15 protein-coding genes and 1 riboswitch are annotated in these 18,756 nt (G+C 75.1%); of the genes, 1 reads left to right on the forward strand and 14 read right to left on the reverse strand.

Annotated features, from left to right (window positions below; all coding sequences use genetic code 11):
* Positions 1-38: 38 nt before the first annotated feature.
* The 13 genes from FB554_RS07720 to FB554_RS07780 all read right to left on the reverse strand — a co-directional run bounded on the left by FB554_RS07720 (position 39) and on the right by FB554_RS07780 (position 15,686).
* Positions 39-623: a chloramphenicol phosphotransferase CPT family protein gene (locus FB554_RS07720; RefSeq protein ID WP_170206811.1), complete on the reverse strand. Its 585-nt coding sequence runs from the start codon at positions 621-623 to the stop codon at positions 39-41.
* The gene (locus tag FB554_RS07725; RefSeq protein WP_211344551.1) at positions 620-1,291 is read right to left on the reverse strand and encodes an NUDIX domain-containing protein; all 672 of its coding nucleotides are present in this window, start codon (positions 1,289-1,291) and stop codon (positions 620-622) included. The genes FB554_RS07720 and FB554_RS07725 overlap by 4 nt, the downstream gene beginning before the upstream one ends.
* Positions 1,288-3,036: a CTP synthase gene (locus FB554_RS07730; protein ID WP_142005430.1), complete on the reverse strand. Its 1,749-nt coding sequence runs from the start codon at positions 3,034-3,036 to the stop codon at positions 1,288-1,290. The genes FB554_RS07725 and FB554_RS07730 overlap by 4 nt, the downstream gene beginning before the upstream one ends.
* A gap of 6 nt (positions 3,037-3,042) precedes the next feature.
* Positions 3,043-4,140, reverse strand: a complete 1,098-nt coding sequence (locus tag FB554_RS07735; RefSeq protein ID WP_142005431.1) for a glycosyltransferase family 4 protein — start codon at positions 4,138-4,140, stop codon at positions 3,043-3,045.
* The gene (locus FB554_RS07740; protein WP_170206812.1) at positions 4,137-5,771 is read right to left on the reverse strand and encodes a lipid II flippase MurJ; all 1,635 of its coding nucleotides are present in this window, start codon (positions 5,769-5,771) and stop codon (positions 4,137-4,139) included. The genes FB554_RS07735 and FB554_RS07740 overlap by 4 nt, the downstream gene beginning before the upstream one ends.
* Positions 5,768-6,586 (reverse strand): hypothetical protein, encoded by an 819-nt coding sequence (locus FB554_RS07745; protein WP_236022335.1) that lies wholly within the window; start codon positions 6,584-6,586, stop codon positions 5,768-5,770. Before FB554_RS07745 ends, FB554_RS07740 begins: the two co-directional genes overlap by 4 nt.
* Positions 6,586-7,527, reverse strand: coding sequence for a copper transporter (locus FB554_RS07750; RefSeq protein ID WP_170206813.1), 942 nt, complete (start codon positions 7,525-7,527; stop codon positions 6,586-6,588). The genes FB554_RS07745 and FB554_RS07750 overlap by 1 nt, the downstream gene beginning before the upstream one ends.
* On the reverse strand, positions 7,524-8,702 hold the full coding sequence (gene steA / locus FB554_RS07755) for a putative cytokinetic ring protein SteA (protein ID WP_142005434.1): 1,179 nt from the start codon (positions 8,700-8,702) through the stop codon (positions 7,524-7,526). The genes FB554_RS07750 and steA overlap by 4 nt, the downstream gene beginning before the upstream one ends.
* Positions 8,703-8,736: 34 nt before the next feature.
* A complete protein-coding gene (gene recN, locus FB554_RS07760; RefSeq protein WP_142005435.1) occupies positions 8,737-10,512 on the reverse strand; it encodes a DNA repair protein RecN in 1,776 nt (591 codons plus the stop codon).
* An 84-nt stretch (positions 10,513-10,596) separates the two neighbouring features.
* A complete protein-coding gene (metE, locus tag FB554_RS07765) occupies positions 10,597-12,876 on the reverse strand; it encodes a 5-methyltetrahydropteroyltriglutamate--homocysteine S-methyltransferase (RefSeq protein WP_142005436.1) in 2,280 nt (759 codons plus the stop codon).
* 158 nt (positions 12,877-13,034) lie between these two features.
* A riboswitch (cobalamin riboswitch) is annotated at positions 13,035-13,170 on the reverse strand.
* Between the two features lie 204 nt (positions 13,171-13,374).
* The gene (locus FB554_RS07770; protein WP_142005437.1) at positions 13,375-14,274 is read right to left on the reverse strand and encodes an NAD kinase; all 900 of its coding nucleotides are present in this window, start codon (positions 14,272-14,274) and stop codon (positions 13,375-13,377) included.
* Positions 14,271-15,092, reverse strand: coding sequence for a TlyA family RNA methyltransferase (locus FB554_RS07775; RefSeq protein WP_236022336.1), 822 nt, complete (start codon positions 15,090-15,092; stop codon positions 14,271-14,273). The genes FB554_RS07770 and FB554_RS07775 overlap by 4 nt, the downstream gene beginning before the upstream one ends.
* A gap of 138 nt (positions 15,093-15,230) precedes the next feature.
* Positions 15,231-15,686 carry a hypothetical protein gene (locus FB554_RS07780; protein WP_142005439.1) on the reverse strand — a complete coding sequence of 152 codons (456 nt, stop codon included), beginning with the start codon at positions 15,684-15,686 and terminating at the stop codon, positions 15,231-15,233.
* A gap of 81 nt (positions 15,687-15,767) precedes the next feature.
* Between FB554_RS07780 and FB554_RS17320 the strand changes: the two genes are divergently transcribed.
* Positions 15,768-17,423: a hypothetical protein gene (locus tag FB554_RS17320; RefSeq protein WP_211344552.1), complete on the forward strand. Its 1,656-nt coding sequence runs from the start codon at positions 15,768-15,770 to the stop codon at positions 17,421-17,423.
* Between the two features lie 253 nt (positions 17,424-17,676).
* Here FB554_RS17320 and FB554_RS07790 read toward each other — a convergent pair whose 3' ends face one another.
* Positions 17,677-18,726: an HAD-IIA family hydrolase gene (locus FB554_RS07790; RefSeq protein ID WP_142005440.1), complete on the reverse strand. Its 1,050-nt coding sequence runs from the start codon at positions 18,724-18,726 to the stop codon at positions 17,677-17,679.
* Positions 18,727-18,756: the final 30 nt, after the last annotated feature.

Below are 18,756 nucleotides of genomic sequence, written 5' to 3' on the forward strand. Positions count from 1 at the left end.
CGAGCCGGACCAGTGACAACCCGGACAACCCGCAATTGTCAGGGTCGGTGCAACCGGTCGAACGCCCGGCTCGCGGGCGGCGCCGCCAGCAGCCGGGCGATCTCGGCGGCGACCTGCTCGGGGCTGCGCCGTGTCGTGTCGACCTCCAGATCGTGCTCGCCGTGGGCATAGACGAGGTCGCGCTGCGCCAGCGCCACGCCCGGTTCACGGTCGTCGCGCTCACGCTCCCGGGCGGCCAGGATCTCCGGCTCCGCCGTCAGGTGCACCAGCAGCACGTCTGCGTCCGCCAGCACCTCCACCAGGTCGGCGATGCGCCACGGCTCGCTGAGCACGTGGTCCCCCACGACGTCCAGCCCGGCCTCGAGCAGGCCGGCGAGAGCGCGGTGATACCCGGCGCGAGTCCGCCGGAAGAGGCGCTGCCACGACTCCTCGTCCATGTCGTCGCGTGGCGCCGTCAGGTCGGGCCTGGACCGCTGCGCGTGCAGCAGGTCGACCGGGAAGACGACCCACGGCGTCGGCTGAGCGTCCGCGAACGCCCTTGCGACAGAGGACTTTCCGACGCTCGACGGGCCGTTGAGCAGCACCAGCCGCCCGGCCCGGTCCGGCACGTACGCCGGAGTCACCGGAACGCCGGATGCTCCGGCCAGGGCGCGTCGTGCGGCCGCAGCGTCTGCCACCCGCGGGCGCGTGCGGCGTAGGCCGCCAGCACCCCGGCCACCGTGCACGCGTTGTGCAGCCGGCCGGTCAGGACCGCCTCGACCGCCTCGTCGAGGGGCACCCAGCGCACGACGATGTCGGCCTCCTCGTGCTCGCGCGCGTGCGCGTCGGGCAGCGCCCGCAGACCCCGCGCGAGGAAGCAGCGCCAGTTCTCGCTGGAGCCACCGGGGCTGTTCATCCAGTCGGCGAGGACGTGCCACTCGTCGGCCGCGAAGTCCGCCTCCTCGGCGAGCTCGCGCGCGGCCGCGAGCCACGGCTGCTCGCCCTCGACGTCGAGCAACCCCGCGGGCAGCTCCCAGTCGCGCATGCCGACCGGGTGGCGGTACTGCTGGATCAGCAGCACCCGCTCCCGGTCGTCGAGCGCCACGCAGCCGACGGCCCCCGGGTGGTCGACGAACTCCCTTGTCACCACACCGGATTCGCCGAGGTCCACCTCGTCGCGCACGAGCGACCACACGATGCCCTCGTGCACCAGCTCGTGCGAGCGCACCGGGCGCGGGTCGATCACGTCGGCCAGCGGACCCTCGCCTGGCGTCTCGCCCCGCGGCCCGCTCACCTCGTCCGCCCCGCTCACGACGGCGACACGAACTCGGCCTGCTGCTCCGCAGCCGCGCCGTCACCGGCCGCACCGTCACCCTCACCGTCGGACGCCGGCTTGGGCCGCTCGACCTCGACCAGCCGCGTGGAGCGCTGTGCCTCGAGCGCGGCACCGATCAGCCCCGCGAACAGCGGGTGGGCCCGGTCGGGCCGGCTCTTGAACTCCGGGTGCGCCTGCGTGGAGACGTAGTAGGGGTGCACGTCACGCGGGAGCTCGACGAACTCCACGAGCCCCAGCTCCGGGTGCCGCCCGGAGACCACGAGGCCGGCCTGCTCGAGCTGGTCGACGAACCCGCCGTTCACCTCGTAGCGGTGGCGGTGCCGCTCGGTCACCGACGTCGACCCGTAGGCCTCGGCCGCGACCGACCCGGCCAGCAGGTCGGCCGGCTGCGCGCCCAGCCGCATGGTGCCGCCGAGGTCACCCGCGCCCTCGACGTACGCCTTCTGCTCCTCCATCGTCGCGACCACCGGAGCGGGGGTGTCGGGGTCGAACTCGGTCGACGAGGCGCCCTCGATGCCGGCGACGTCGCGCGCGAACTCGATCACCATGCACTGCAGCCCGAGGCAGATGCCGAGCGTCGGCACCTGCTGCTCGCGCGCCCAGCGCAGCGCGCCGAGCTTGCCCTCGATGCCGCGCACGCCGAAGCCGCCGGGCACGAGCACGGCGTCGACGCCGCCGAGCGCCTTGGCCGCGCCCGCGGGCGTACGGCAGTCGTCGCTCTTGACCCACCGGATCCTGGTCTTCGCGTCGTGGTGGAAGCCGCCGGCACGCAACGCCTCGGTGACCGACAGGTAGGCGTCGGGCAGGTCGATGTACTTGCCGACCAGCGCGACCTCGACCTCGTGCTCGGGGCGGTGCACCCGGCCGAGCAGGTCGTTCCAGTCGTCCCAGTCGACGTCGCGGAAGGGCAGCCCGAGTCGGCGCACGACGTAGGCGTCGAGCCGCTCACGGTGCAGCACCTTGGGGATGTCGTAGATGCTCGGGGCGTCGACGGCCGCGGCGCAGCCCTCCTCGTCGACGTCGCACATCCGCGAGATCTTGCGCTTGATGTCCTCGGGGATCTCCCGGTCGGCGCGCAGCACGAGCCCGTCGGGCTGGATGCCGACCTGGCGCAGCGCCGCCACCGAGTGCTGCGTCGGCTTGGTCTTCAGCTCGCCGCTCGGCGCGATGTAGGGCACGAGCGAGACGTGCAGGAAGAAGACGTTGTCGCGGCCGAGGTCCTGGCGCACCTGCCGGGCCGACTCCAGGAACGGCAGGCTCTCGATGTCGCCGACGGTGCCGCCGATCTCGGTGATGATGATGTCCGGCGGGTCCTCGATCTCCGCCTCGGCCCGCATGCGCGCCTTGATCTCGTTGGTGATGTGCGGGATCACCTGCACCGTGTCACCGAGGTACTCGCCGCGACGCTCCTTGGCGATCACGCTGGAGTAGATCTGCCCCGTCGTCACGTTCGCGCTGCCGCGCAGGTCGACGTCGAGGAAGCGCTCGTAGTGACCGATGTCGAGGTCGGTCTCGGCGCCGTCGTCGGTGACGAACACCTCGCCGTGCTGGAACGGGTTCATCGTCCCAGGATCGACGTTCAGATAAGGGTCCAGCTTCTGCATCGTCACGCGCAGACCGCGCGCTCGCAGGAGATGTCCGAGGCTCGAGGCGGTGAGCCCCTTGCCGAGCGAAGAGGCCACGCCTCCGGTCACAAAGATGTGCTTCGTGTGCTCCACCACGGACTCTCAGTGTACGTCATCGCGGGCCGTGCCTCGGACGAGACTCTCGTAGACCTCGACGGCCGCCGCCACCGCCGCATCCCGGTCGGGAAGTCGTTCGGCGCGCGAAACCGCTTGTGCGGCAAGGGATCTGCGCAGCTCGTCGTCGCCGTACACGCGGGTGATCGCCGCCGCGAGCGCCGTCGCGTCGCCCGGCGGCACCAGCAGACCGGCGCCGCCGAGCACCTGGGCCGTGCCGCCGGCATCGCTCGCGACGACGGGCAGGCCCGCCTGCAGCGCCTCCTGCAGCCACACCGGCTGCCCCTCCCACCGCGCGGCCGACACGGCGAGGTCGGCGGCGGCCATCAGGTCGGGCACGTCGTCACGCCGGCCCAGCAGCACCACGGGCAGCCCCTCCGCACCCACCCGCTCCTGCAGCCGGTCGCGCAGCGGACCGTCCCCCGCGACCGCGAGCAGCACGTCCAGCTCGGGGTCGACCGCGGCCGCGGCGTCGAGCAGCGTGTCGAGGCCCTTCTGCTCGGCGAGCCGCGCGACCGTCAGCGCGAGCAGGGCAGGATCACCCAGCTCCCGCCGTACGTCCTCGGCCAGTCTCCCCGCCCGTCGCCCCGGCGCGGCCGCGACGACGGCCGGCCGCACGTCACGCGCACCCCGCGCGCGCATGAGCCGCTCCAGATCGGGCGACACGGCGAGCACGACGTCGGCCCGGCGCGCCACGACCCGCGTCAGCAGCCCGAACAGCCGAGCAGACAGCCGCCCGGCCGGCGCGGCGTTGTGCAGCGTCACGACCACCGGCACGTCGCGCCGGACCCCCAGGCAGACCAGCGCCCCGGCGCGCAGCCCGTGCGCGTGCACCACCTGCGCCTCGGCCGCGGCCGCGCGCAGCCGCCGCACGGTGCGCAGGTCGGCCGGCTGCGGCCGGTCGGCGATCTCTACCTCGGTCACGTCGGCACCTGCGTCGGCGAAGGCGTACTGCTGCTCGACCGGCGCCGGGCAGGCCACCCCGACGCGCCAGCCGGCGCCCACCAGCCCCACCACCAGCTCGTGCACGTGCCGCCCGGCGCCACCGGCGACGAGGCCGACGACCTGCAGCACCCGCCCGCTCACGGACTGCTGCCTCTCGAGACGCGCCCGCGCAGCAGCCTCGCCAGCCCCGGGTCGGCCCGCAGCGCGATCGCGGCGAACACCACGACCGTCACGCCACCGGCGACCAGCCCGCTGCCCACCGCCGCCCACAGCCCCTCTCCCCCGACGCGCTCGGCGAACGCCCGCCCGAGCAGCGCGGCGGCGACGGCGGCGAGGAGCGCGGCCACGGCCGTACGCCCCGCCGCGGTGACCGCACCGGCACCCCACACCCGCGAGACCACGACCAGCAGCAGCAGCGCGCTGAGCGTCATGCCCGCCGTGCTGCTCCACCCGAGCACCTCCAGCGCCCGGGCCGACCCCACCGGCTCGCGCACCAGCACCAGCGGCACGACCGCGGCGACCAGCCACCCGGCCGCCACCGCGGCGCCGGCCGCCCAGGTCGCGCCGCGGGCGTAGGCCGCCCGCTGCAGCAGCGCGGCGACGGCGAAGCCCAGCAGGCCGGGGGCATACGCCGTGAGCGCGCCCGCCATCGCCGGCAGGCTCGAGCCCGCGGCCGAGCCGTGGCTCACGTCGAGCGCGGTGAAGAACGCCCCGACCGCGGGCGCCGCCGCGAGCAGCACCGCCGCCCCCAGCGCCCCGGCCGCCAGCACGCCCCGCAGCCCCCGGGTCAGCACCGCGGCGGGCGCGTCGTCGCCGTCGTGCGCCCCGACGAGGCTCGGGAAGGCGACGGTCGCGAGCGGCACGGCGAGCACGGCGTACGGCAGGAGGTAGACGGTCTGCACGTAGGTGTAGACGTTGACCGCACCGCGGTCGCCCCAGTGGTTGGTGACCCACAGCGTCGCCACCACGGCGACCTGCTGCGCGGCCAGCGCGAGCATGCCCGCGCCGGCGAGCCGACCGGCGCGGCGCGCCGTGCCCTCGGGGAAGCGCAGCGTCGGGCGCAGCCGGATGCCCGCGCGCCGCACCGGGATCAGCAGCGGCAGGCTCAGCGCCACGACGCCCAGCGTGGTGCCGCCGCTCAGCGCCAGCTCGGCCGCACCGGGCAGCCGCGCCGGGTCGCCCGCGGCGGACCCGTCGAGCACGCCGTAGGCGACGTAGCCCGCGATCACCACGAGGCTCGACAGCAGCGGCGCCAGCGCGGCGGCGAGGAACCGCTTGTGCGCCTGCAGCACGCCGGCGAGCACGATCGCGACGGCGTACAGCGGGACCTGGGGCGCGAACACCAGCAGCATCCGCACGGCGAGGTCGTCGCGCGCGGCGCTCTCGCAGGTGCCGCCGTCGCCGAGCAGCGCACCGGTGAGCGGCACCGCCAGCAGCGCCAGCAGCACCCCGAGCGGCAGCAGCACCGCGAGCGCCCAGGTGAGCAGGGCCGAGGCGATGCGATCGGCCTCGGCCCGGTCCTGCCGGGCCAGCGCGCGCCCGACGAGCGGGATGACGACGGCGGCCAGCGCACCGCCGGCGGCCACCTCGAACAGCACGTTCGGGAGCTGGTTGGCGGTGGCGTACGTCTCGCCCACGCAGGTGCCACCGACCGTGCCGGAGAAGACCAGCCAGCGCGCGAACCCCACGACGCGTGAGGCCAGCGTGACCGCAGCCACCAGCCCGGCGGCTGCGGCGATCCCCGTGGCCCGGTCCCGCGCGGCGTCGCTCACGCCGCGCTCCGGCCCCACTCGTCGAGGGCGCGCAGCGGGGCGTGGCCGGCGATGACGTCGGTGAAGCTGACCCGCTCGGAGGCGAGGGTCAGCGCGGCGAGCGCGGCCAGGGCGCCGACCCGACCACGGGTGCCCAGCTGCTCCAGCGCGAGCGCCCCCGCGAGGGCCCCGAGCGCGTTGGCGCCGGTGTCGCCGAGCATCCGTTCACCGCGCAGGTCCTCGGGCAGCGCGGCCACGGCGGTGCCCAGCAGCGCCCCGGCACCGAACCCCCCGCCGTACGCCATCGGCAGCCCGAGCAGCATCGTCACCTTGAGCGCGCGCCCGGGCCGCAGGTCGAACAGGTTGACCAGGTTCGCGGTGCCGGCGACCACGCCCGCCCCTGCCAGCGTGCCGAGGCCGACACGCCGGTCGGTCGCGGCGGCGGACACGAGGCCGACGACGCCGAGACCGATCACCTTGAGCGCCCCGGTGGTCACCTCGCCGCGGGTCAGCGCGCGCAGGTGTCCGCGCAGGCCCTTGGTGGAGGTGTCGCCGGCCAGGTCGTCCCACAGCCCCAGCCCGCCGGCGGCCAGGGCCGCGAGCCCCGCGGCCGGCGAACCCGCGGCGGCGACGCCGCAGCCGGCGACGACGGCTGGTCCCTCGACGAGGGAGACGGTCCGCCCGGCGTGGTTGGTGCGCTGCCAGCCGGGCCCCTGCAGCACCCGGGGCAGCACCGACGACCACAGCCGCACGCAGGCACCGGCGACCGCGGCCCCGGCCGCGGCCCCGACCGAACCCCCTGCCGCGGCCCCGGCGAGCAGCGTCCGTCGGCCCACTACGGCGACTCCACCTTGGGCGCGACGGCCGAGGCGTCCTTGTCGAGCCCGTAGTGGCCGGAGCGGCCGGCGTACTCCTCGCGCAGCGCGAGCACCATGGCCACCTGCCCGACGGGCCGGGCGCCGTCGTCGATCGTGCTCATCGCCCCGCTGACCTCGGCGCTGTCGCGCAGCGCGGAGACCAGGCCGTCGGGTGCGCCAGTGGCGGGGTCGGGGGTGCCGTTGGAGACGCCCACGACCGGCCGTCCCGACAGGCCGACGGCGGTCACCAGGTCGGCCCAGGCCGGTACGACGCGGTTCTCCCCGTCGGGCGCGGACAGCCCCGGCCACAGCACCACCGCCGAGTCGGCCCGGCGCGGCGCGTCGGGCGTGGCGCTCACCAGTCCGGCCTCCACGAGCACGTCGAGACCGGGGTTGGTGGCGCGGTCGCCGGGGTTGTCCTGCCGCACGCTGACCGCCTCGGCCAGCACCAGGCCGCCGAGCCGGTTGGCCGGGACGGCCTGCGGGTCGGTGCCCTGCTCGCCCGCGGCCCGGCGCAGCGCGGCGGTGCGCTCGCCCTGCGACCCCTCGATCCACGACTCGTCGACCTCGACGCGCCCCGTGGGCGTGGCCCCGGCCTTGCGCAGCGTGTCCTCGGTGCTGCGCACCAGCGCGTCGGGGGTGCCGGGCAGCGTGATCACGACGACGTTGCGCCGGGCGAGCTGGCCGCTCACCACCTGCGGGGTCACGTCGGTGACGAACTGGTCCTGCCGCCGGCCGGCCTCGGCCGACTGGTCGAGCTGGTTGCGCAGCCCCTGCTTCTCGCCGCGCAGCTGGGTGACCTGCCCCTGCAGGGTCCCGGCCACCTGGTCCTGCAGCGAGGTCGCACCGATCACCAGGCCGGTCGCGAGCGCGAGGAACACCGCCACGATCGAGACCAGGTGATAGCGGAAGTCGATCACGTGAACACCCCCGTCACCCAGGACCACACGTCGTCCCAGCGGGCGCCGAGGACCTGGAGCATCGCCCCACCCGCCTGGGTGACCGAGAGGGCGACGACGAGCGAGAGGAGCCCGGCGAGCACGAGCATCACGAGCGACCAGGTCGGCACGGTGTGGCGATAGAGCTGGCTCACGCCCTTGGCGTCGACCAGCTTGCCCCCGACCCGCAGCCGGGTGAGGAAGGTCGAGGCCATGCCGGCACGCCCCTTGTCGAGGAACTCCACGAGGGTCGCGTGCGTGCCGACCGCCACGATGAGGTTGGCGCCGAGGTCGTCGGCCAGCAGCATCGCGATGTCCTCGCTGGTTCCGGTCGCGGGGAAGACGACGGCGTCCTCGACCCCGAGCTCGCGCACCCGGTCCAGGCCGGGCGCCCGACCGTCGCGATAGGCGTGCACCACGATCTCCGCGCCGCCGGCGAGCGTGGCGTCGCTGACCGAGTCCATGTCGCCGACGATGAGGTCGGGGTGATAGCCCGCCTCGACCAGCGCGTCCGCGCCGCCGTCGACACCGATGAGCACCGGCTTCAGGTCGCGGATGAACGGCCGCAGGATCTGCAGGTCCTCCTTGTAGTGGTACCCGCGCACCACCACCAGCACCGGCCGGTTGTCCATGTCGGTGCGGATCTCGGGCACGCCCACGCCGTTGAGCAGCAGGTCGCGCTCCTCGCGCAGATAGCTCATGGTGTTCTCGGCGAACGCCTCCATCTGCACCGACAGGCCCGAGCGAGCCTCGTCCATCAGCGTCGTCACCGACTCGTCGTCGAGCCGGGTGCCGCTCGCGACCACGACCTCCCCGAGCCGCAGCGTGTTGTCCTCGACCACCCCCAGCTCGCCCTCGGCGATCTGCATGACCTCCTCGCCGACGTGGTCGACGAGCGGGATGCCGGCGTCGACGAGGATGCGCGGCCCGAGGTTGGGATAGCGCCCGCTGATCGAGCGGGCGGCGTTGACGACCGCCCGGGGACGGCAGGCGACCAGCGCCTCGGCGCTCACCTGGTCGATGTCGCGGTGGTTGATGATCGCGATGTCACCGGGGCGCAGGCGCTTGGTGAGGTTCTTGGTGCGTGCGTCGACCCGCACCGTGCCGCCGACACCGGCGGGCTGGGTGTGCTCTCGCCGACGCAGCGGGCTCCTCATCGCCGCCCATCGTGCCACGCGGGCCCCCGCCCGCTCAGGAGGCCGAGGCGCGGCGCCGCCGGCCCTTGCGCGGGGTCGCGGGCTGCTGCGCGGTCGCCGCCACCAACTCGCGCGCGTGCTGGCGGGCGGTCTTGCTGTCGCTCTGGCCGCCGAGCATCCGGGCGAGCTCGGCCTCGCGGTCGCTGCCGTCGACGACGACCACGCCGCTGGCGGTGACCTGCCCGTCGTCCTGCTTGCGCACCACGAGGTGCTGGTCGGCGTACGCCGCCACCTGGGCCAGGTGCGTCACGACCACCACCTGCGCGTGCTGGGCGAGGGCGTGCAGCCGCGCCCCGACGTCGAGGGCCGCGGCGCCACCCACCCCGGCGTCGACCTCGTCGAACACGAACGTCGGCACGTCGCCGGAGGCGGTGACCACCTCGAGCGCGAGCATCACGCGGGACAGCTCGCCGCCGGAGGCGGCCTTGGCCACGGTGCGCGGCGTGACGCCGGGCCCGGCGGCGAGCAGGATCTCGACGTCGTCGACGCCGTGCCCGTGGGCGGTCACGACCCGGCCGTCGGGCAGGGTGAGGCCCTCCTCGCCCTCGTGCTGGCGTACGTCCACGCTCACCTGGGCCGAGCCCATCGCCAGGTGCGCGAGCTCTTCGGTGACGCGGCGCCCCAGCTCCTGCGCCGCGGCCGTCCGGGCGGCGGTGAGGTCGGCGGCGGCCTGCCCCACCTGGGGTGCCAGCTCCTCGACCCGGGCCTGCAGCTGCTCGATGCGGTCGTCGGTGCCGGCCAGGTCGGCCGACTCGGCGGCGGCCGATCGGCTCCAGGTGAGCACCTCATCGATGGAGTCGCCGTACGTCCGCAGCAGCCCGGTGATGCGCGCGCGGCGGTCGTTGATCTCGGCCAGGCGCGCCGGGTCGCTGTCGAGGCCGGCCAGATAGCTGGCCAGGTCGCCGGACAGCTCGTTGACCAGGATGCCCAGCTCGGTGAGCCGGGCGGAGAGCTGGCCGAGCGCGGGGTCGAGGTCGGTCACCGGGCCGAGCGCGGCCCGCGCGCCTGCCACCAGCTCGACCACCGACGTCTGCTGCGGGTCGACCTGGTCCTCGTCGCCGGACATGGCGACCAGGGCGCTGCGGGCAGCCTCCTGCAGGGTGTCGACGTGACCGAGCCGCTCGGCCTCCTCGCGCAACCGGTCGTCCTCGCCGGGTTGCGGGTCGACCTTCTCGATCTCCTCGAGCGCGGCGGTGAGCATGGCGAGGCGCTGGGCGCGGTTGCGCTGCTCGGTCACCAGGTCGGCGAGCTCGCGCCGGGCGGCCTGCCACTGCTGCAGCAGGTCGGCGTAGCGCTCGCGCGGCGCGGCGACGGCCTCGCCGCCGAACGCGTCGAGCACCACCCGGTGCTGCTCGGGCCGCTGCAGGCGCCACTGGTCGGACTGTCCATGCACCGCGACGAGCAGGTGGCCGAGGTCGGCCAGCACCGACACCGGCGCCGACCGGCCACCGACGTAGGCCCGGGACCGGCCCGCCTCGGCGACGGTGCGGGCCAGGATCAGGCCCTCGTCGACGTCGCCCCCGGCCTCGGCGGCGCGGCGGGCGGCCGGGTGGTCGGCGGCCACGTCGACGAAGCCCTCGACCGAGGCCGACCCCGCCTGGGCGCGCACCCGGCCGCTGTCGGCGCGCTCGCCGAGCAGCAGCCCCAGCGCCGACACGACCATCGTCTTGCCGGCGCCCGTCTCGCCGGTCAGCACGTTCAGCCCAGGACCCAGCGGCACCGTGGCGTCGTCGATGACGCCCAGGCCTCGGATCCGGATCTCGCGCAGCACGCCGTCACTGTAGTGACGAGGCCGGACACGACCCCAGGCTGCCCGCCGGCGGGCGTGCCGGACGGGCAGCCCGGGGCCGCGCGCTCACCGGCCGGCGCGCACCTCGCGCGCCGAGCGCACCGCCCGCGCCGCGGCGACCAGGTTGGCGAGGGAGGCCCCGACCTCGGCCGACGACCGGGTCTTCAGCCCGCAGTCGGGGTTGACCCACAGCCGCTCCGCGGGCACCGCCCGCAGCGCCTCGCGCAACGAGGTCTCGATCTCGGCGACGGACGGCACCCGCGGGGAGTGGATGTCGTACACCCCGGGACCGACGCCCAGGTCGAACCCGACCTCGTTGAGGTCCTCGAGCACCTCCATGTGCGAGCGGGCCGCCTCGATCGAGGTGACGTCGGCGTCCAGCCCCGCGATCGCCTCGATCACGTCGCCGAACTCGGAGTAGCACAGGTGCGTGTGCACCTGCGTCGCGTCGGCCACGCCCGAGGTCGCGAGCCGGAAGGCCCCGACCGCCCAGTCCAGGTATGCCGGCCGCTCCGCCCGGCGCAGCGGCAGCAGCTCGCGCAGGGCCGGCTCGTCGACCTGGATCACCGCGGTCCCGGCCTGCTCGAGGTCGAGGGTCTCGTCGCGGATCGCGAGCGCGACCTGGTCGGCGCTGGCGGCCAACGGCTGGTCGTCGCGCACGAACGACCAGGCGAGGATCGTGACCGGGCCGGTGAGCATGCCCTTGACCGGCTTGCTCGTGCGGCTGCTCGCATAGCTGATCCAGTCGACCGTCATCGGCTCCGGCCGCGCCACGTCACCGAACAGGATGGGTGGGCGCACGCACCGCGACCCGTAGGACTGCACCCAGCCGGCCGACGTGGTGGCGAACCCCTCGAGCCGCTCGGCGAAGAACTGCACCATGTCGTTGCGCTCGGGCTCCCCGTGCACCAGCACGTCGAGCCCCAGCCCCTCCTGCAGCTCCAGCACCGCGTCGATCTCGGCGCGCATCCGCGCGACGTACTCCCCCTGGTCGATCCGGCCGCGCCGCAGGTCCGCGCGCGCCGACCGGATCTGGGCGGTCTGGGGGTAGGAGCCGATCGTGGTGGTGGGCAGCAGCGGCAGGTCGAGCCGCTCCGCCTGCAGCGCCCGGCGCTCGTCCGCGGGCAGCCGGCGCCGGTCGTCCTCGCCCAGCGCGGCGAGTCGGTCGCGCACGTCCTCCCGGTGCAGCCGCGGGTCGTCGCGGCGGCTCGCGAGGCCGGCCCGGGTGAGCTCCAGCTCGGCGGGCTCGTGGTCGGCGCCCGCGAGCGCGTCGGCGAGCGCGCGCACCTCGCGCACCTTCTCGGACCCGAACGCCAGCCAGGACCGCAACCGGGCGTCCAGCCCGGGCTCGGCGGCGAGGGCGTACGGCACGTGCAGCAGGGAGCACGAGGTCGACACCGCGACCGAGGCTGCGTGCGCCCGCGCCGTCTCCAGGGCGTCGAGCGCGCGGTCGGGGTCGGTGCGCCAGACGTTGCGTCCGTCGACGACGCCGGCGACGACGTGCTTGCCGCGCAGCACCTCCGGCGGCGGCAGAGCCCCCGCGACCAGGTCGATCGCCAGGCCCTCGATGCCCGTGTCGTGCAGCTCCCGCAGCGCCTCGTCGGCGCGGCCGAAGTAGGTCGCGAGCAGGATGGCGGGCCGCTGCTGCGCCCCCGCGAGCCCGTCGTACGTCCGGCGCACCTGCGCCAGCTCCTCGCCCGAGAGGTCGGTCACCAGGGCGGGCTCGTCGATCTGCACCCACGCCGCCCCGGCGTCGGCGAGCCGGGCCAGCAGGTCGGCGTACAGCGGGACGAGCTCCTCGAGCCGGTCCAGCAGCGGCGCGTCCGAGCCGACCGCCTTGCTCAGCCGCAGGAAGGTGACCGGGCCGAGCACGACCGGGCGGGCCGGCACGCCGAGCTCGAGCGCGTCGGCCTCCGCGAGCTCGGCGAGCAGGGTCTCCGGGTGCAGCGAGAACTGCGTGCCGGGCGAGATCTCCGGGACGATGTAGTGGTAGTTCGTGTCGAACCACTTGGTCATCTCCAGCGGCGCCAGCTCGTCGGTGCCGCGCGCCGCGGCGAAGTAGCCGTCGAGCGGGTCGGCGAAGCCGGTGTAGCGCTCCGGCAGCGCGCCCAGCAGCACGGCGGTGTCGAGCACCTGGTCGTAGCGGCTGAAGGTGCCCACGGGCACCGAGTCGAGCCCGGCGTCGGCCAGCCCGCGCAGCTGCGTCTCGCGCAGCGCGCGGCCGGTGGCTGCGAGCTCGTCGGAGGTGAGGTCGCCCGCCCAGTAGGCCTCGAGCGCCTTCTTCAGCTCGCGCTTGGGGCCGATGCGGGGCAGCCCCAGCACGGTGGCGGTGAACGGTTCGGTCATGCTTCGCTCCTGCGGTGCGGTCGGGAGGCCACCGCCCACGAGCGCGCACCACCGGACCGGGACGACGCCCCTTCGCGCAGGGGTCGACTCCGCAGCGGCCGGCACGCCCAGTCCACGAGGCGGGGACCGCCGGGCACGGCGTGCCCGGCGCAGCAGGCAGGTCTTCGGACTTGCAGGCGCGCGGCACGGCGCCGCTCCTACTGGCCGTCGCTTCCCGGGCGCACCCAGTGCTCTTGACGGCGGTCGTTCCTGCTCACCGCTGCGGGACAGTCCCGGAGTCTCACCGGGTTCCCTCTCACCCCCACCGGCTCGTACGCCGGCGCGGGCTCGGCCCGGCACGATCGCCACTCGAGGGGCTCCTCAGGCGGACCGAGCCGGAGAACCAGCTACGCGTTCGAGCCTAACCAATGCGGGGCGGTCGCCGTGGTCGCCGGGGTGAGCGGGCGGACCTCGCCGGTGACTCTCCGTTGGGGCGTGTCATGCACCACCCCGGACCGGTCAGCGGGGTCCGCGTCCGCGCCAGCCCTGCACGGGCAGGTCGAACTTGGCGACCAGCCGGTCGACGAACGGCGCGGGCGTGAGGCGGGCGAGGTCGACGTTGCGGTCGCTGCGGCGCGCCTCGACCCGGGCGCCGGGCGGCAGCTCGAAGGAGCGGCGCCCGTCGAACCACAGCACCCCGCGCGCCTCGGTGCGCGGCACCATCTCGATGGCGAGCCGGGCCTGCGGGCCCAGCACGAGCGGCCGCGCGAACAGCGCGTGCGCCGAGATGGGGCAGACCAGCATCGCCTCGACGCCCGGCCAGATGACCGGACCGCCGGCCGAGAAGGCGTACGCCGTCGACCCGGTCGGCGTCGAGACGACCACCCCGTCGCAGCCCCAGGTCGACAGCGGTCGCCCGTCGATCTCGACGACCAGCTCCAGCATCCGCTCGCGGGCGGCCTTCTCGACGGTCGCCTCGTTGAGCGCCCAGCTGTGGCAGACGATCTCGCCGTCGACGCGCGCGAGCACCTCGAGGGTCTGGCGGCTCTCGACGGTCCAGCTGCGCTGCACGATGCCCTGGACGATGTGGTGGATGTCGTCGGGCTCGGCCTCGGCGAGGAACCCCACGTGGCCGAGGTTGATGCCGAGCAGCGGGATGCCCGACTCGCGCACGAGCTCGGCCGCCCGCAGGATCGTGCCGTCGCCGCCGAGCACCACGGTCAGCTCGGTTCCGGGCGCGGGCTCGGACACCTCGACCGGTTCGACGCCGTCGGCGCCGAGCAGCCCGAACTCGGCCAGCTCGGTGGGGTCGCCGCAGACCACGATGTCGTTGGCCCGCAGGCCTTCCACCAGGTCGCGGGCGACCTCGATCGCGCGCGGGCGACCGGGGTGCCCGACCAGCAGGATGCGACGGGTCACCGGTCGGCTCGCTCGGCGGCGATGCGGTCAAACACTGCGCGCAGGTCCATCGCGCTCATCATGCCTTCCGTGCGCGCCGCGAGCCACAGCAGGTACTCCCGGTTGCCGGTGCCGCCGGTCACGGGGCTGTCGACCAGCCCGTGCGCGCGCAGCCCGTGCCGTGCCGCCTCGTCGACGACCGCCTCGGTGACCTCGGCCCGCTGCCGGGCAGAGCGCACCACGCCGGTGCGTCCGAGCACCTCGCGCCCCACCTCGAACTGCGGCTTCACCAGCACCACCACGTCTCCCCCGGGCGTCGCCAGCGCGGCGAGCCGGTCGAGCACCAGGCGCAGCGAGATGAAGCTGAGGTCGCTCACCACCAGGTCGAACGGCCCGCCGAGGTCGTCCGCGCCCACCTCGCGCACGTTGGTCCCGGACCGCTCGACCACCCGCGGGTCCTCCTGCAGCTGCGTGACGAGCTGGCCGTGCCCCACGTCCAGCGCGGTCACCTGCCGCGCGCCCCGCTCCAGCAGCACCTGGGTGAACCCCCCGGTCGAGGCGCCCACGTCGAGGCAGCGCCGGCCGGTCGCGCTCAGGCCGCGCGGCCCGAAGGCGTCGAACGCCCCCACGAGCTTGTACGCCGCCCGCCCCACCCAGCGCTCCTGCTCGCCCTCGAGCTCGAGCACGTCGTCCGGGCCTACGCGTTCGGACGCCTTGGCCACGACGACCCCGTCGCGCCGCACCCGCCCCGCGTCGACGTACGCCCGGGCCAGCGCCCGGCTGCGCGCCAGCCCGCGGGTGACCAGCGCCTGGTCGACCCGGGAGCTCCCCTCACCCACCTCCGGGGACCTCACCCCGCCACCCACGCCGGTCCAGCAGGCCCCAACATCCAAGCCGGTCGAGCAGGCCGCGAAACCCAAGCCGGTCGAGTAGGCCGTGAGGCACGAGCGGCCGTATCGAGACCCCCGCGGCCCGGCTCACGAATGAGCGTCACCGAGCCGCCGCTGCAGCGCCTCGTGCACCGCCTCGGCCGCACGCACATGGCTGGTCAGGTCGGCGCCCTGCGCCTGGTCGAACGCGGTCAGCGCCTCGTCCACCGCCGGGTCGCCCGTGCTGTCCCGGGCCGGCAGCTCCAGCCGTACGACGTCGGCCGCCTCCCGCTCGTCGCCGCCCTCCAGGTCTGGGTCCTGCTCGGGAGAGTTCTCGTCAGCGGCGTCGCGCCCTGCGGTATCGCGGTCGGCTTCGCCGCGCCCGGCGGCAACGTCGTCAGCGGCCTCGCGCCCGGCAGCCTCGCGGTCGGCTTCGTCAGAGGCCTCCCGATCAGCGGCGTGGCCGGGACCGGCAGCGCCCTCGGCGTCCTCGGCAGGCTCCTGCCCCGGCTGGCCCGATTCCCCCGCCCGGACGGCACCGGCCGCAACACCGCTGCCGCCCACCGCACCCGGCTCGGGTCGCGGGGAGCTGAAAGAACCTGCTCCAGGGCCCTGGGACCCGGGCGGCCCCGGCCGGGGGACGGCGTGGCCGCCCTCCCCCGCACCGGGCCGGGTGTCCTCGGACTCGGTCACGACGTGCTGTCGGCCGAGCGCGCGTCACCCGTGGTGCCGGCCGCATCGACCGAGGCGTCGTCCGCGCCGGAGCGGGTGCCCTCGGTCGGCTCGGTGCCCGTCGCGGTCGACGCGGTGTCCGCCGCCGACGCCGGGGTGGTCGCAGCCGGAGCGGCCGGGGTCGGGGCGGCGGTGGAGGCCGCGTCGTCACGGTCGGCCGTGCCCGAACCCGACTCCAGCGGCTGGGCCGCCGCGGGCGCGTTGTGGTCGCCGACCGGTGCGGCGTCGCTGGACGGTGCCGCAGCAGCCTGCGCGACCTCGCGCGTCGACTGCTTGGCGCCCGGCGCGCTGTCGGGGACCGACACCGGCTCCGGGCGTGCCGCCACCGGCTCGGGGCGGTCGCTGCCCGGCGTGCCCGACGACGACGCACTCGTGGGCGCGGTCGCCGAACCACCAGCAGCCGCAGGGCTGCTCGGCGTCGTCGTGCCAGCCCCGGTCGTGCTCGGCGTGGTCGTCTTGGCCGCCTGCTTCGTCGCGGCCTGCTTCGTGGCGGCCTGCTTCGTGGCGGCCTGCTTCGTGGCCGTCGTCTTCTTGGCGGCAGTCTTCGTCGCCGAGCCGGACGGCGCGGACTTCTTGGCCGCGCCCTGCTGGGCGGCACCGGCAGCGCTCGCCGGAGTCGCCTGCGTGCCGGTCGACGTCGTCGCCGCAGTCTTCTTGGCGGTGCTCTGCTTGGCAGTGCTCTTCGTGGCCGGCGTACCCGAGGTGCTGGCATTCTTCGCGCTCGACTTCTTCGCGCTGGACCTCTTCGCCGCCGCACCCGATGAGCCAGCCTGCTTGGTGGCGGACTTCTTCGTGGTGCTCTTCGTGGCCGGCGAGCTGGTGCTCCCCGACGAGGCCGACGTCTTCTTGGCCGGAGAGCTCGCACCCGAGGAGGTCGAGGACTTCTTCGCGGTCGACTTCTTGGCCGCCGAGGTCTTCGCCGCGCTCGAGGGCGCGGACTTCGCTGCAGACTTCTTCGCGGTGCTCTTCTTCGCCGCGGGCGAGCCAGCCGCGGACTTCTTGGTCGTCGACTTCTTGGCCGCCGACCCACCAGCCGTGGCCTTCGTGGTGCTCTTCTTCGCCGCGCTCTTCTTGGCGGCGCTCTTCTTGGCCGGTGAGGTCGCGCTGGTCCCGGAGGTCGTCGCCTTCTTGGCGGTGGACTTCTTCGCAGCGCTGCTCGACGACGTCGTCTTCGCCGGGGACTTCTTGGCGGTCGACTTCTTCGCCGCGGACTTCTTCGCCGCCGACCCACCAGCCGTGGCCTTCGTGGTGCTCTTCTTCGCCGTCGACTTCTTCGCCGCGGACTTCTTCGCGGTCGAGGTCGTGGCCGGGCTCTTCTTCGTCCCCGCGGGCTGGTCCGAAGCCGACTGCTCGGCAGCGCCACCGCGGGCGGTGCGCGCGATGCTGGAGCGCGCGGGCCGCTTGCGCGCGGGCCGGTCGGCCACCGCGTCCTCGGCACGTTCGACCAGCGCCGCCGGAACGATGGCCGCCTCCGGCGCGGCTGCGGAGCCGCGGCCGCGACGGTCGTCGGTGCCCCCCGGCAGACCGACCCGGCCGAGCTGGCTGGCGATCTCCTGGCGTACCAGCTGACGCACGTTCTCCTGGTTCGCGGCGGCCGCGGCGACGAGCTCGTCGGCGAGCTGGCCGACCTGACCGGCGGCCTGGCCCGCGCGTTCCCCCGCCCCCTGGACCCCAGGCAGCTGCGCGGGCAGCGAGAGCAGGGTCTGGGCTGCCTCGACCGCCTTGGCGCGGGTGAGCTCGCCTGCGCCAGAGAGCAGCTGCAGCGCTGCGCGGATGTTGTCCAGTGCCATGAGGTCTCCTCGGTGCGCTTGCAGGTGCGGCCTCACGACGTCGACGCCGCGCCGGGCCGGTGCCCCACGCTACTGCGAACCTGGGCACCGGCGACATCGGCATCGAGGCGTCCGTCGTCGACCAGATCCCACGCGAGAGCGACGGCCGCGCGGGCCGCGCCGATGCCGCCGCCCTCGACCTCGATCTGCGCGCCGTTCCACCGGGCCGTGGCACCGGCACAGCGCCACTCGCCGTTCCCGACCCGCTGCGGGCTCGCATACGGCACCAGCAGATCCGCCAACCCCTCGAGCAGCAGCTCCGGGCGCTGCTCCGCAGGGGCCGCTGCCGCGTCTCCCGGGCCGTGAACTCCGGTGAGCACCAACGCTGTTCGCATGCCTGCCGCCCGCGCGCCGGCGATGTCGGTCTCGAGCCGGTCCCCCACGCCGAGCATCCGTTCCGGTGCCCGGCCGAGCAGCCGGGCCGCCTGCTCGTACATCAACGGCCCCGGCTTGCCCACCACCTCGGGGTCGACGTCGACCGCCGCCCGCACGGCGGCGACGAGCGCTCCGTTGCCCGGAGCGATCCCGCGCGCCGTCGGCAGGGTTCGGTCGGTGTTGGTCGCGACCCACCGGGCACCGGCCTGGATCGCGTACGCCGCCTCCGCCAGCTGCGCGGCCGTCACCTCGGCGCCGTACCCCTGCAGCACGGCCACCGGCGCCGGCTGCGCGGGGTCGGCCCAGGTCACGGGTTCGAGGCCGGACTCGGTCAGCGCGACGCGCACCCCCTCGCCCCCGACGGCCAGCACGGCCGCCCCCTGCGGCAGGCTCTCGGCCAGCACCTGGGCTCCGACGGTGGAGCTGGTGAGCACGTCCGCGTCGTCGAGCGTGATGCCGAGCTCGCGCAGCTGGGCCGCCACCACCGCAGGCGTGCGGGAGGCGTTGTTGGTGGCGTAGCGCACCTGCGCGACCCCGCCCAGCCGTTCCAGGGCCGACACGGCTCCGGGCACCGCGGTGGCGCCGTGATAGACCACCCCGTCGAGGTCGCAGACGACCCCCTCCAGTCCGTCGACGGGCACACGGGGCGACTGATCGCTCAGGCTCATGCGCGCCATTGTGCGCGGTCGGTCGCGCGC

The organism is Barrientosiimonas humi (assembly GCF_006716095.1).
GTDB classification, from domain to species: Bacteria; Actinomycetota; Actinomycetes; order Actinomycetales; family Dermatophilaceae; genus Barrientosiimonas; species Barrientosiimonas humi.